Annotated in this window: 13 protein-coding genes and 2 pseudogenes; 11 read left to right on the top strand and 4 right to left on the bottom strand. The window is 62.3% G+C overall.

Features of this window, described 5'->3' with window-relative positions; all coding sequences use genetic code 11:
- The first annotated feature begins 102 nt into the window (after positions 1 to 102).
- Positions 103 to 294 carry a hypothetical protein gene (locus tag JQ567_RS07325; RefSeq protein WP_212438190.1) on the top strand — a complete coding sequence of 64 codons (192 nt, stop codon included), beginning with the start codon at positions 103 to 105 and terminating at the stop codon, positions 292 to 294.
- Complete coding sequence (locus tag JQ567_RS07320) at positions 281 to 1,471, top strand: CaiB/BaiF CoA-transferase family protein (RefSeq protein ID WP_212438189.1); 1,191 nt, start codon at positions 281 to 283, stop codon at positions 1,469 to 1,471. The genes JQ567_RS07325 and JQ567_RS07320 overlap by 14 nt, the downstream gene beginning before the upstream one ends.
- Positions 1,472 to 1,519: 48 nt before the next feature.
- On the opposite strand, the pseudogene JQ567_RS07315 reads toward JQ567_RS07320, so the two are convergent.
- A pseudogene (locus tag JQ567_RS07315) lies at positions 1,520 to 2,937 on the bottom strand (helicase HerA domain-containing protein).
- 498 nt (positions 2,938 to 3,435) lie between these two features.
- Between JQ567_RS07315 and JQ567_RS07310 the strand changes: the two are divergent.
- The 8 genes from JQ567_RS07310 (at position 3,436) to JQ567_RS07275 (ending at position 10,281) form a co-directional block, all read left to right on the top strand.
- Complete coding sequence (locus JQ567_RS07310) at positions 3,436 to 4,635, top strand: ABC transporter substrate-binding protein (protein WP_212438188.1); 1,200 nt, start codon at positions 3,436 to 3,438, stop codon at positions 4,633 to 4,635.
- Between the two features lie 124 nt (positions 4,636 to 4,759).
- Positions 4,760 to 5,650 (top strand): branched-chain amino acid ABC transporter permease, encoded by an 891-nt coding sequence (locus JQ567_RS07305; protein WP_212438187.1) that lies wholly within the window; start codon positions 4,760 to 4,762, stop codon positions 5,648 to 5,650.
- Positions 5,651 to 5,659: 9 nt separating this feature from the next.
- Positions 5,660 to 6,589, top strand: a complete 930-nt coding sequence (locus tag JQ567_RS07300; RefSeq protein ID WP_212438186.1) for a branched-chain amino acid ABC transporter permease — start codon at positions 5,660 to 5,662, stop codon at positions 6,587 to 6,589.
- On the top strand, positions 6,564 to 7,313 hold the full coding sequence (locus JQ567_RS07295) for an ABC transporter ATP-binding protein (RefSeq protein WP_212438185.1): 750 nt from the start codon (positions 6,564 to 6,566) through the stop codon (positions 7,311 to 7,313). The genes JQ567_RS07300 and JQ567_RS07295 overlap by 26 nt, the downstream gene beginning before the upstream one ends.
- Positions 7,313 to 8,041: an ABC transporter ATP-binding protein gene (locus tag JQ567_RS07290; protein WP_312017362.1), complete on the top strand. Its 729-nt coding sequence runs from the start codon at positions 7,313 to 7,315 to the stop codon at positions 8,039 to 8,041. The genes JQ567_RS07295 and JQ567_RS07290 overlap by 1 nt, the downstream gene beginning before the upstream one ends.
- Positions 8,042 to 8,057: 16 nt before the next feature.
- Entirely contained in the window at positions 8,058 to 8,972 is a 915-nt protein-coding gene (locus JQ567_RS07285; protein ID WP_212438184.1) for a branched-chain amino acid ABC transporter permease, read from the top strand.
- Positions 8,957 to 9,898 carry a branched-chain amino acid ABC transporter permease gene (locus JQ567_RS07280; RefSeq protein ID WP_212438183.1) on the top strand — a complete coding sequence of 314 codons (942 nt, stop codon included), beginning with the start codon at positions 8,957 to 8,959 and terminating at the stop codon, positions 9,896 to 9,898. Before JQ567_RS07285 ends, JQ567_RS07280 begins: the two co-directional genes overlap by 16 nt.
- On the top strand, positions 9,895 to 10,281 hold the full coding sequence (locus JQ567_RS07275) for a FixH family protein (RefSeq protein ID WP_212438182.1): 387 nt from the start codon (positions 9,895 to 9,897) through the stop codon (positions 10,279 to 10,281). Before JQ567_RS07280 ends, JQ567_RS07275 begins: the two co-directional genes overlap by 4 nt.
- Before the next feature lie 568 nt (positions 10,282 to 10,849).
- Here JQ567_RS07275 and JQ567_RS38085 read toward each other — a convergent pair.
- The 3 genes and pseudogenes from JQ567_RS38085 to JQ567_RS07265 form a co-directional block, all read right to left on the bottom strand.
- Positions 10,850 to 10,994 (bottom strand): annotated as a pseudogene (locus tag JQ567_RS38085) (IS110 family transposase); the annotation flags it as partial.
- 45 nt (positions 10,995 to 11,039) lie between these two features.
- Positions 11,040 to 11,753 (bottom strand): MOSC domain-containing protein, encoded by a 714-nt coding sequence (locus JQ567_RS07270; RefSeq protein ID WP_283816469.1) that lies wholly within the window; start codon positions 11,751 to 11,753, stop codon positions 11,040 to 11,042.
- A gap of 173 nt (positions 11,754 to 11,926) precedes the next feature.
- Positions 11,927 to 12,805 (bottom strand): GNAT family N-acetyltransferase, encoded by an 879-nt coding sequence (locus JQ567_RS07265; protein ID WP_212438181.1) that lies wholly within the window; start codon positions 12,803 to 12,805, stop codon positions 11,927 to 11,929.
- Positions 12,806 to 13,044: 239 nt separating this feature from the next.
- Between JQ567_RS07265 and JQ567_RS07260 the strand changes: the two genes are divergently transcribed.
- On the top strand, positions 13,045 to 13,260 hold the full coding sequence (locus JQ567_RS07260; RefSeq protein WP_212438180.1) for a hypothetical protein: 216 nt from the start codon (positions 13,045 to 13,047) through the stop codon (positions 13,258 to 13,260).
- Position 13,261 lies beyond the last annotated feature (1 nt).

Genomic DNA, 13,261 nt, shown 5'->3' with positions numbered 1-13,261 from the left:
GTGTACTCGTTCGTGCTTCATCGCATTGAGAGAGTAATGTAAGCTGTCGAGAAATCAAAATATCCCTTCTCCGGCACCCCCATGATGGGTGGAGCGACAAAGGTGCTGACGCCAACCGCTGAACAGATTGCCTGGGCCGACGAGGTCATTGAAGCGATGGCGGCGGCCGAACGCGAAAGGCGCGGGGCACTCAAGGACAGGAGCGGTGAGATGGTCGCTCTCATGCACGTCAAGTTGGCCAGGAAACTGCTCGACCGGGCAGCCACATCGGGGGAAAGTCGTGAGCGCACTTGAGGGGATCCGGGTACTCGACCTCGGCACGTTCATCGCGGGGCCGCATTGCGCCACCATTCTCGGTGAATTCGGTGCCGAGGTTATCAAGATCGAGCCGCCAAAGACCGGTGACTCGCTTCGGCGTCTTGGAACAAATACCGAATGCGGAGATACGCTGGTTTGGCTCTCCGAAGCCCGCAACAAAAAATGCGTGACGCTGGATCTCGGGACCGAGCGCGGGCGGGAACTGCTGAAGCGCCTCGCCGCGAAATGCGACGTCATCGTCGAGAATTTTCGGCCCGGCACGTTGGAAAAATGGGGGCTCGGCTATGAGGAGCTCAAGAAGATCAATCCCGGTGCGATCCTGGTGCGTATCTCGGCCTACGGGCAGGATGGACCGATGCGGACGCAGCCGGGCTTTGCCCGAATCGCGCACGCGTTTTCCGGCCTGACCTATCTTGCCGGCGAGCCCGGCGGTATTCCCGTTGTTCCAGGTTCGACCTCGCTGGCCGATTACATGTCGGGCATGTACGGCGCCATCGGCGCACTGGTTGCGCTGCGGGCCCGCGAGGCTACCGGCGAGGGGCAATGCGTCGATCTCGCACTGTACGAATCGGTGTTTCGCGTGCTCGACGAAATTGCGCCTGCCTATCAGAAGTTCGGCTATGTGCGCGAGCGGATGGGCGCCGACGCGGTCAATGTCTGCCCGCACAGCCACTACGAGACCAAGGACGGCAAATGGATCGCGATCGCCTGCACCAGTGATCAGATGTTCGCGCGGCTGGCGGAAGCGATGGGGCAACCGGAACTGGCCTCGGCGGAACGATATGGTCCGCAGACGCTGCGGCTGGCGGCCCGCGGCGAGGTCAACCGCATCGTCGCCGAATGGGTCGCTTCGCTCGACCTCGATAGCGTCCTTGCGCTTTGTTCGAGGGGAGGCGTGCCGGCCAGTCTGATCTTCAGCATCGCGGATATTTTCGAAGACCCGCAATACCGCGCCCGGGGTAACATCCAAATGACGGACTCGCGCGCCGGCGAGATCGCGGTTCCCGGCGTCGTGCCCCGGCTGTCGGAAACGCCCGGCGAGATCCGCTGGCTTGGCGCGGGGCTGGGTGCCCAAAACGAGGATATCTACAAAGGTCTGCTCGAACTAAGCAGCGCAGAGATCGAAGATTTACGGATCTCCGGTGTGATTTAAGAGATCACCACGGCTTGGTATCTTCTGAGTGCGCGCTTGACCGTCACATCATAGCGCCGGGCTGCAGCCTTGCTCCGCCGGCAGTTCCTCGGCATTGGGGTCGCCCGGCGCCGTCGCCCAGGCCAGTTCGACGAGCGTTACGATCCGCCGACCGGCACCGTCAAGCTGGCAAACGATGAGGCCCTGCTCCTCGATGTAGGTCAGCAGACGCCGTGCACGGCGCAACGAATGTGAGCCATAGGCGCGGCAATCGCTGCATCGCCCGGGCAGGGCCAACCTTCCTTCGCGGCGCGGGCAATCATCATGAAGACGCCCTGCATATCCTCCGGCAGAAGTGAGGCGCGGACCGAGACATCCTGCCACCCGTCATCCTCTGCCATATCGGAGCCGAGCCCGGCGCGGGCGCGCGTCAGCATGCGACGGAAGTCGCCCAGGTCCGGCACAGCCGAACCGAGGCCCTCTATTCGGCAGCGGACGACGAACTCCTGATAGAGGACGCCGATGGCACGGAATCCCGCGTCGGGTTCCGCCATGACGGCGCGCAGAATACGGTCCACGCGCTCACGCCGCTCCGCCAGTTCCTCAGCGCTGAGTGGCTGCTCCACCGCTTCGGGACGGATCTCCAGCGCCGCGGTTTTCGCCGCCATGAGCTGGCCGAGGAGGTCTGGCGGCGACCGGCGCTGGGGCCGATTATTCTCGGGCGGCGGCGCTGCCAGGATGATGGCGCGTGCGTCCAGTGTCGCTTCCGGCAGGGGCATCAGGCGCGGGGTCGCGTTGCGCGGCGTGGTGTCCGTCGGACCAATGCGCAGCCCTAGCGGACGGCGGGACAGCGCCGGTCCCAGCGCCATGAATTGCCCGCGCTCCAGATCCCGGAAGGCCTCTGCCTGTCGCCGCTCCATGCCCAGAAGGTCGGCGGCGCGCGCCATGTCGATATCCGCAAGCCCGCGTTTGCGGCCACGGCACATCAGGTTCGTCATGGCGCCGAGCGAGAGTTTGCGCGCCTCGTCCGAAACCTCGCCGGCGACTGCCGGCGCGAAGAGCTGCGCCTCATCCACCACCACCAGCATCGGGTACCAGTGGTCGCGGGCGACCTCGAAAAGCCCGTCCAGGAAGGCGGCGGCGCGCCGCATCTGGTTCTCGGCATCGAGCCCCTCGAGATTGAGCACCGTGGAGACACGAAGTATGCTCGCTCGCTCGCCGGCGACCTGCAGACCCCGCTCGGTATGGTCCTGAGCATCGATCAGGAGGTGGCCGAAACGGTCGGCAAGCGCAACAAAGTCGCCTTCGGGGTCGATGATGGACTGCTGCACCCAGGGGGCGCTCTGTTCCAGCAGCCGGCGCAGCAGATGGGATTTGCCGGAGCCCGAATTGCCCTGCACCAGCAGGCGAGTCGCCAGCAGTTCCTCAAGGTCCAGGTTAGCCGGGGCGCCTGCCGTCGTGTGTCCCATCTCGATCGCAACGGTCATGGCTCGACTCAAAAGTCTCCCTGCGGAGGCGAGCTTAACAACCTGATCGCAGCCCGTCGAGCGCCCATGGCCGACCACTCCGTTTTCTCCAGGGCTGGTCGAACGCCATCAGCCCAGATGGATGCCTTCACGCACCGGAGGCGGCTGCCGAGGTTGTGGACGAAGGTTGTCGGCGAGTGCGTGAGCGCCGGCCAGACCGACATCGTTCGGTCTGCGACCTGTGTCGACAAGCGCATGGCAATTCGTCGAACGGCCGATATTGGCGCAAATCGGCCGTCTGGCGAGAAGCGAGGTGATCTGCGTCGCTCGGTCCCGCCTGCCCGGCCATTGGATTGACAGTTTGGACAGCGGTATCGGACACTCAATTCCATCGTTTTCCGAGATCATCCGTGGTATCGCTATACAACGATATTCTCGCATGAGAACCGGGCGCCAAGTTCCGGATAACTGCAGATTTCACCGCCTACGATGCGATCGCCGATCGGGAGGGAAAATGTCATGATCAAAAATTCTCTGACTCTAATTGCGGCTCTGGGTGCCATAGCCGGACTAGTTGTTACTTCACCCGCTGGCGCTCAGGAGCGCGCGGTCAAGATCGCAGGCTTCGGTGCCAAGTCGGGTGTCGTGCGCGTCTTCGGCATCAACAGCGAAGCGGCGCTGAAGGCGGCGCTCGAGCAAATCAACAATGCCGGCGGCGTCACGCTCGGCGACGGCACCAAGGGCAAGATCGCCCTCGAATATTACGATGATCGCTGCAATGCCGAAGAAGGCATTTCGGTCGTGCGACGCATCGCCTCGACGGATGCGATCATTGCTGTCGGACCGACTTGCTCGAATGTCGCTGAATCGCTGTTCGGCATTCTGCAGAAGAAAGTCGGCGACAGCTCGGACTCCGGGCTTCAATTCCCGATCATCGCCGACGTCGCGGCGAAAGGCGGACTTGCCAAGATTTCGGAGTGGGCATTCCGCAATGTGCCGAGCGAATTCGAGATGTATAAGTCGCTGTTTGCCTGGGTGAAGACGCAGTACCCGGACGTCAAGACGATTTACGGCGGCGTGGAAAAGGATTTCGCGCATTCCAACGCGACCTTTGGCGTCATCAAGGCGCAGGCTGAAGCCAGCGGCCTCCAGTTGCTGGGCCAGGGCGAGTGGCTTCTGAACGACACGACGTTCTCAACCCAGGTGCGCGAGATGAAGCGCGCCAACCCGGACGTGGTAGCGATTTCCGCCCATCCGTTCACGACATGCGGAGTGCTCAAGGAAATGCAGCGCCAGGGCGTCAAGCCGAAGCTGCTCATCGGCCTTACGTCGTCGTCGTCGATCGAGACGCTGCAGGGCTGCGGAGCACAGGCCGAAGGCATTGTGATCCCGACCAGCTTTGCGCCGGTCACTCCGGAAGCCACCAAGGCGGCTGAACTGGTTGCAAAATTCGGTGGCAGCGCCGATCTGCACAGCGCCGCGGCTTATGAGATCGCGTTCATCCTGAAGAACGTGATCGAATCCCAGAAGGTCATGGGTAAGCCTGACACGGTTGCCGCGGATAGGGAGAAGATGCGCGCGGGGCTCGCGGCATTGAAAGAGACCGACGGTCTGCTCGGCAAGGTCGGCCGTACGGCCGATCGCGAGGCGATCAAGCCGTTCCTGTTCGTCCACGCCAAGAACAGTGCCTGGGAGGTCCTGTACAAGCCGGCATCCTGACCGCTGCAAAGCGAGGCGAACCGGTCCTGGCCCGGTTTGCCTCGCCTGCCCATCGACGCTCTATTGATGTGTTCCGGGATCATTCAGGCCCGGTGTTCGACGCGGAAATCCGGATTCCCAAGGCATGTCCTATCTCGACGTCATTGACACGCTGCAATCGATTGCCGATGGCGTTCTGTTCGGCGCGACCTATTCCCTGCTCGGAATCGGCTTCACGCTGGTGTTCGGCGTGATGCACAAGATCAACTTGTCCTACGCCGCGGCGTCGATCGGCGCGGCGTACGCCAGCCTGATTGTCCTGTCGGTCGTCAAGGCACCGGCGATTTTCATATTTCTGCTGGCGGGCCTCTCCGGCGGCATCATCGGCGGCGTGATCTATATCGTCTGCTTCCGCTTCATTCCCCAGGCCAATCCGCTCGCCACGCTGATGTCAACGGTCGGCGCGCTGCTCCTGATCGACGAGATCATCGTGCATGCGACGGTGGGTATCCCGGTGCCCTATCCCGCGCTGTTTTCCGACGTGATAGTCAATGCTGGACCTTTCACCCTGCGCGGCGATCTGATGTTCATGTTCGCTCTCGGCTGCCTATCGATGCTGCTGCTGCTGGGGTTGCTCTACCGCACCAAGCTCGGCATCGCGACGCGCGCGGTCTCGCAGCAGTCCGCCGCGGCGCAGCTGTGCGGAATTTCGATCCCGCGCGTCAACGGTCTGACCTTCGTGATCACAGGCGTGGTCGGCGGCATCGCCGGCGCCATGATCGGGGCCGCCATCGGCGTGCTGTCGCCGCTATTGTCGCTGCCGCTGACCACCAAGGGGCTGATCGTCACCGTGATCGGCGGATTGGGCTCTATACCGGGCGCGATCATCGCCGGTCTCTTGGTCGGGGGTTTCGAAAACCTGTTTCAGTATTTCCGCGGCGTCACCGAGCGCGACCTCTATGTCATGCTGCTGCTGTTTGCGTTTCTGGTATTCCGGCCGGGCGGCATTTTCTCCCCCGCCGCTGGGCGGGATTGAGGAGACCGCATGGATTTTTATCTCGGGCTCGCCCAGATCGTCGGTGTCCACACATTGCTGGGGCTTTCCGCCTATTGCGTTCTGCTGACCGGACAGGTCAGCCTGGCGCAGGCCGGCTTCTTCGCGATCGGCGCCTATGTAGCGGCGATGCTGACGGTGCTCGCCGGCTGGCATATTCTCCCTGCGATTGCCGCAGCTTCCTTCGTTGCCGGCGTAGTCGCCTGCGCGGTCGGCTTCCCCGCGCTGCGCGTCAAAGGCCTGATGCTGGTGGTCGCGACGCTGGCGTTCGGCGAGGCGGTGCGGCTGTTCTTCTTCAACTTCGATTATCAGGTTGCAAGGGGCGAAGTGAAGATTGGCCCGGCTGGCGGCGAAGGTTTTCGGCAGATCAGGTTTTTCCCGGAGCACGGCTGGTCGACGCTGGACGTTCTCTTGTTCATCTGGCTGTTTGTCGCGCTGGTGATGGCGGCATTATGGTGGATGGACCGCTCGCGCGCCGGCGCCGTGCTGCGCGCCGTGGGTGAGGACGAAGTCGCAGCCCAAAGCGCCGGGATCAATGTGACCGCGGTCAAGGTGGCCGCGATGACCGTCGGCGGCCTCATCGCCGGTCTTGGGGGTGGCATCTTCGCCCACTACACTGCCCATATCGAGCACGCCCAGTTCGGCGTCGCGCTTGCCACCTTCGCGATCGCCTATCCGATCCTCGGCGGGCTCTCGAGCGTGTTCGGGACCTTGATCGCCGTCATCTTCGTCCAAGGTTTTTTGATCGAGGGGCTGCGCTTCCTCGGCGACTGGCGCAACCTGTTGTTCGGGGGCCTCATTCTGCTGGCCATGAATGTCAGGCCGCGCGGACTTATCGACGCGGCGACGATCGCCGGCATCAAACGCTTGCGAATTCGCAACAGGGAGCCGGGCAATGCTCGAACTCAAGGGGCTGAGTAAACATTTCGGCGGCGTCCGCGCGGTCGACGGCCTCGATTTGAGGGTTACGCAGGGCGAGGTGTTTGGCCTGATCGGGCCGAACGGCTCCGGCAAGTCGACGGTCGTCAATCTCGTCTGCGGCCTGTTTCCGGTCACGGCCGGCCAGGTCCTGTTGCGCAACGAGGACATCACCTCCCTTGCCTCGCATGTGCGGGTGGCGTGCGGGGTTACCCGCACATTTCAGAACATCAGGTTGTTCGGCCAACTCAGCGTCTGGCAGAATTTGTGGGTGGCGCAGAACGCGGTCGAACACCGCAGCGAAGGCTTTCTGCGCCGCTGGCTCGGCGGTCCGGGCCGCGCGCGCGAGGAAATTGACCGGATCCTTGAGTTTTCCGATCTGTCGGGCAAGCGCGACGAACTCGCGGGTAATCTCGCGTTCGGCGAACAGCGCCGCCTCGAACTCGCCCGCGCTATCGTTGCAAAGCCGGCCCTGCTGCTGCTCGACGAGCCGGCCGCGGGAATGAACGCCGAGGAGATTGACCAGCTCGACGCGCGCATCCGCAAGCTGAAGCAGGATGGACTCACGGTGCTGCTGATCGAGCATCACATGGAGCTGGTGATGGCGGTGACGGATCGCATTGCAGTTCTCAACTTCGGTCAGAAGATCGCCGAGGGCACGCCGGACGAAGTGCAGACCAACCGGCTGGTCCAGGAAGCCTATCTCGGCGTGGCGGAGGCGGCGTGATGGAGGCGATGCTCGAGATCGTCGACGTCGTCACGGCCTACGGCAAGATCGAGGCGCTGAAGGGCGTCTCGCTCAGCGCAAACCGGGGCCGCATCACCTGCCTTCTCGGGCCGAACGGTGCAGGCAAGACGACGCTGATGATGACGGTCGCCGGAGTCCTGAAGCCGCGCCAGGGCTCGATCAAACTTGAGGGGAACGAACTTGTCGGCCTCTCGCCAGCCCGCATCGTCGGCAACGGTGTCGCACTGGTCCCGGAGAACCGGCTGGTGTTCCCCCAGATGAGTGTGCGTGAGAACCTGCTCGCGGGCGCCTACCAGCGCAACAGTTCTGGCGAGGTCGCCGCCGACATCGAGCAGATGTATACGCGCTTTCCACCTCTGAAGGAGCGCCGCGAGCAGCTTGCCGGAACGCTGTCCGGCGGCGAGCAGCAAATGCTGGCGGTGGCGCGCGCGCTGATGTCGCGTCCGCGGGTTCTGCTGATGGATGAGCCGTCGCTCGGCCTAGCTCCTATCGTCGTCAAGGAAATCTTCGGTATCATCGCCGAACTGAACCGCGAGGGCGTGACGATTTTCCTGGTCGAGCAAAACGCCCATCTGGCGCTGCAGGTCGCACACCATTTCTATCTCATGGAACAGGGTCGCGTGACGTTCTCCGGAACTCCAGGTGAACTGGCGGAGGACGAAGTCATCAAGCGTGCCTATCTTGGCACGCGTCGCTCGGCCGGCTGACCGGATCGGCGCGCTCATGATCCCCTTCATCCAGACCACGCTCGACGGTCTGATGGTCGGTTCCTCATACGGGCTTCTTGCGCTCGGCTTCGCGTTGATCTTCGGCGTCATGCGCCGGCTCAATCTGAGTTATGGGCCCTCGATCATGGTCGGCGCCTATCTCGGCACGCTTCTCTACATTCAGTTCGGCGCACCGACATACGTCGTGGCGATCGTCGCGGTCGCCGGTTCGGTGATGGCCGGCGTCTATGTCGAGCGGCTTTGTTTTGCTCCGCTCGGCGTTGGCGCGGGCGTTGCCTCGATGGTATCGAGTTTCGCAATCTGGATGCAACTCGAACAAGCGAGCCTGCTGATGTTGCCGCGTCACAGCTATCCGTTCCCGTCGCTGACCAGCGGCGAGCTCTTATCTCTGGGACCGCTCGTCGTGCGTTCTGACTATCTCATCATGCTCGCCGTGATGCTGGCGATCACCGCTGCCCTCCACGTGTTGCTCTATCGCTCACGGTTCGGTCTCGGACTGCGCGCGATCATTGAGAACAGCCTCGCTGCAAGCCTTTCCGGGATCGATGTCCGGAGTACGATGCTCAAGGCCTTTGCGCTGGCGTCGGCGATCGGCGGCGTCGCCGGCTTTCTCGTGCTGTCGGCCAATCAGCAGGTGACTGCGATGCTCGGGATGTGGGCGACCTTGAAAGGGCTGATCGCCATGATGATCGGCGGGCTGGGTTCGATTCCAGGCGCGATTGTCGGCGGTCTCGTTCTCGGCGTCATCGAAGTCCACAGCCAGGCTTTGTTCGGGCCGCAGGTTCGCGATCTGGCCGCCTATGGCGTGCTGTTCGTCCTGCTGGTGCTGCGGCCGGGCGGGATCTTCGGCACGGCGGCGGTCGGCGAGGGCATGGCTCATCGGGGAGGGGATCGATGGACGACCACCTGACCGGCATCCTCTCCAATATCGGCGTGATCTCCTTCGTCGCTTTGTCCGCTTACCTGCTGCTGCTGACCGGGGAAATCTCCTTCGGCCAACAGGCCTTCTTCGCCATCGGCGCCTACACGGCCGGCATCGTCACCGCGATGTGGCAGTTGCCGTTTTGGCTCGGGCTCGGTGCGGGCGCGGCGACAGGTGGAGCCGCCGCCTTGTTCGTGGGATTGCCGACGCTGCGGCTGCACGGGCTGCAATTTGCCATCGCCACGCTCGCCTTTGCGGAGGCGGTGCGGATCCTGTTCGAACTATTCCGCTATCAGGTCGTGCGGGACGGCGAACCGGTCGGGCCGAACGGCATCGAGGGTTTCCGCAATATCCGGTACATCTTCGAGCACGATGTCAGCGCGACGCAGTTCATGTTGATCATCTACGGGTTGCTTGGCGCGACGCTGTTTGGATTTTTTCTTCTCGAACGATCGCGGCTTGGCGTCGCCTTTCGCATGATCGGGCAGGACGGCCTGCTCGCCGCCGCGCACGGCGTCCCGGTTTTCCGTGTGAAGCTGATTGCGGCCTGTCTTGCCGGCGCGATCGCTGGTCTCGGCGGCGGGCTCTATGCGCATCTCACGACCTATCTCGAGCCCGCCATCTTCGACGTGATGCTCGGGGTGCATAGCCTGGCCTATGGCTTGATCGGCGGCCTCGGCACCGCGTTTGGACCGCTGCTCGGCGTTGTCATCGACATCGGCCTTCTGGAGTCGACGCGCTGGTTTGCCGGCTATCGCATGATCGTCTTTGGCGGTCTCGTTGCGGTGCTGCTCATCGTGCGCCCACGTGGGCTGCTCGACGAGCGGCTGGTACATCGGGTCCGGCGTAGGGTCAGCCGTCGGCCACCGCCGACGCCCGCAAACGCCACTATTCTCGGAGAGGAGTCGTCATGATCGCCGCGCGAAACTCTTTGCTGTCACTATTAATCGTGACGGGTTCGTTCGGAAGCGGACTGGCAGCCGGCGTCAAGGCCAGGGCGGAGGTGAGTTGCGCTGCCACGGCGAAGCCGCTCGAATACGACTGCACCATCAAGCTATCCGACTCACGAAGCGGAGCGGCGCTGACCGACGTCGAGGTGACGGTTAGAGCCGATATGCCATCGATGCCGATGGCTCATAACGTGAAACCTGCCAAGGCCATGCCGGGCAACGAGCCGGGAACCTACCGCGCTCACATCAAGCTTGAGATGCACGGAGACTGGGTCGTCAAGCTCGATCTCGTCGGCCCCGTCAGGGACCGCATCGTCAAGTCCATGCGGTTCGAGCCGAAACCGTGACCGCTCCCGGATTGAATAGGAAAGAGTAAAGACCTTATCAGTCAGCTTGCACGCAAGTTCCATGACATCCGATCGACGAACGGCTGCTTCTGGCGCAAAGCGGTCGTTGACATGCAAAACCTGTGAAGCTCCCTGTTACGGCCGGATAGCTACCCTGTTAGCCCAGAATGATTCCCTGTTAATTGGAGTAGGGAATTACGTCCGAAACGGCTTCGTTGCGGCGGTCCCTGACGATTTGCCAAAGTCTCCAAGTCGCCAAAATCGCCAATTTCCCTGTAAAAGTCCCTGTTAGCAGGGAATCCGCTTGGAGACGGGTGCGATCACCACTGCGTCGCCAGCCAGGCAGCGCCTAACCCCTTGAAATAACGCAATTCGCCGGCTTTGGCTGGAGAGTTGCCTCGCGACTGTATCACGCGCCTGTAGGAGTGTTTACGTGCGCGTGGTCCAGCATGTCTTCAGGCGAGGCGCGGTCTACTGGTGGCGTCGGCGGCTGCTCAAGAAAACCGGGGAGAGAGCCAGGGCGGCGTGACCTGTGTCTCATGGTTTGGACACAGTGGGGTTTTTCGTTGTTCGAGAGCTGCGATTTCACGCTGACCAGGCGCTCCCGGACAGTCATCCTGCAGGCCGCCTGACGCTCCTTCGACTTCACGGGCACGAACCGCATTCTCCGCCGGGTGACTGCCTCCCGAGGCCTCGGCATCGGCAGCATCGTTGTTTCTGGCCACCCGCCACTGGAGAACGCATTGCGCTACTAAAGCCTACGCAACGGCGACCATCGCATCGATTGTTACGTGGCCGGGAACCATGACGTCGCAATAAATCCCGAAATCACGACCGTGACGTTTGACCACTCTGCGCAGGATTTCGACGTCCAGCGGCAAGCGATCCTGCTCGATCGTGATGAAGCCGCAGCGTCCGCAGGGCTTCTTGCCCCGCAACACGACCTCTCCGATTCTGATCTCCCGGCCGATCCAGTCTTTTTCAGGCATTGCCTCGTCCTCATCCTGCCAGTCGACAAGAATGTTCGGACGGAAGCGGCGCGTGTCGATGATGCTGTCGGGCAATTCTCGGCCAAGGCTGCGCAGTGCAGCCGTGGTCACGAGATGGATCGGCGCGTGCTCGTAGCGAGGACGGAAACCGCCCGATCCGATGGGGTCGAACGGCTTCAGCATCGGCTTGAAGCCGAAGGTCGTCGACAAGGCGTCCCGCATCGAGGCGTCTTCCGGGCCAGCCCAACTCCTGCCATCGACCGAAACGGCGACGCCGCCATCAGCAATCTTGGCATGCGCGCGCGGCACGCCGATGAAGTGCTTTTCCCGTCCAGGGGAGGCGATGCGGCCGGTTGCTTCATCGAGCACTCCCCAGATCCGGTCGCCGGCAATGCCGCCTGCCTCGACGCGAGCCACGGCGAGCTGTTCGCCTGCCATGGAGCTCACCGGATAGCGCCAGAGTTCTGCGACCTTACCCTTCATAGGCGCTTGAGCCTCACACCTTATAGACGACCTGGGACTGGGCAGACGTCATCCCGACCATCAAGGCCATGGCAACGAGCGCTTTCCTGAAAAGCATAGTGATAACCTTCGAATTGACGAACCGATGGAGTAACTGGATCTTCGACGGATGCACTTCTTAGACTAGTCCAACTTCAGCTCAACGCGTGACCGGCCAATCCGTAAACCCACGGCTCGTTTTCCTTTCGGTTCAGGAATCGCCGTCCCTTGGACATGGTTATGACCGTCTCGCTTATCCCGAGGCGGCTCTGCTGAAGATAGTCAGCAAACAGACCCGTCTGCTCGCGCGTATCGACGCGGGCGAACCGTCCCGTGAGCTCCTTAAGATGTACGGCCGTGAGATGGATCGCGTCACAATCATTGCTGGCGACGATGGGACCGATCACGTGACCACGCCCGAACTCGCGCTTCATGGAGTAGCCGACGATCTCGCCGCCGCGGCTTAGAACGCAGATTGACGCACCTTCCGACAGCAAGGCAAGCAGCTTCTGGCGGCTTGTTCCGAATGCACGCTCATCCAGCGCTGCGATCTCCTGAAGATTTTCGGCTGACAGCGACCTCAGTTCACCGTCCAGAACTGGCACCGCAGGGAGCGATGATACGACCTCACCTTGCCACTGATATACGACCGCTTCCTTGCTGAAGCCCAGCGAAAGATAAAGATGATAGGCGGCATCGGTCGAGTTCAGGCTCAAATTCCGATCGCCACACCGTTCGAACACCTGTTCCATGAGCCATCGGCCACTACCTTGTGCTTGGGTGCGCGGCGATGTGATTACCAGGCCGATGGTGGCGAATTCGCGTCCGTGCGGGAACCACATCGCGCTTCCGAAAACGCGCCCGATGCCGTCAACAGCGACGATGCCCTGACCGGCGCGGCGCAGGAAATCCCAGTCCTTGGGCCGATGCGGCCAGCCAACCGCAATCGAGAGAGCGTGGAGCAGCTTCACATCAACTTCGCGAATGTCCCGCGCGACCAATTCGAAGGACTTCAGGCGTACCGATCGTCCCATTCATCCGTCCCTTCGCGGAATGCCAAAGTCTATGGCTTGTCGTGCCTTCTGATCCTGCTGCCGGACTATGGCAGCAGACGTGTTTGCCGCAGCATTGCACGGAAAGGCAGCAGGTTTCACCTGTTTTGGGCAGGTCTTCGAAATCTTCGGCCTATAGCGCAACGCAATTCGGCAGGGAAAGCTCCTGCTTGCGGTTACGCTGTCGATATCCAGCGAACAACGTTGGCAGAGTGGGCCCCATGAAGGTTGAAGAAATCCGCGCGAGGCTCGTCGCGTTTCCTGTTTTGGGGCTCAATGCCGCGGCTGGACTTCATCAGCAGGCCGGCACCGACACGATCATCTGCGATCCCGGCGATGCCAGTCATGCCCATCGCCTCTATGAGTACATCGAGACCGGCGAACTCGCTGCGTGCCAACAAATGGTCGAGCATCTCGGCGCGCGCCTCGCCGTGTGAC

Origin of the sequence: Bradyrhizobium sp. AUGA SZCCT0431, assembly GCF_018131065.1 — a bacterium.
Classification (GTDB): Bacteria; Pseudomonadota; Alphaproteobacteria; order Rhizobiales; family Xanthobacteraceae; genus Bradyrhizobium.
Note: the sequence above shows the minus strand (reverse complement) of the source record. Positions and strands in the feature narration are given on the sequence as shown.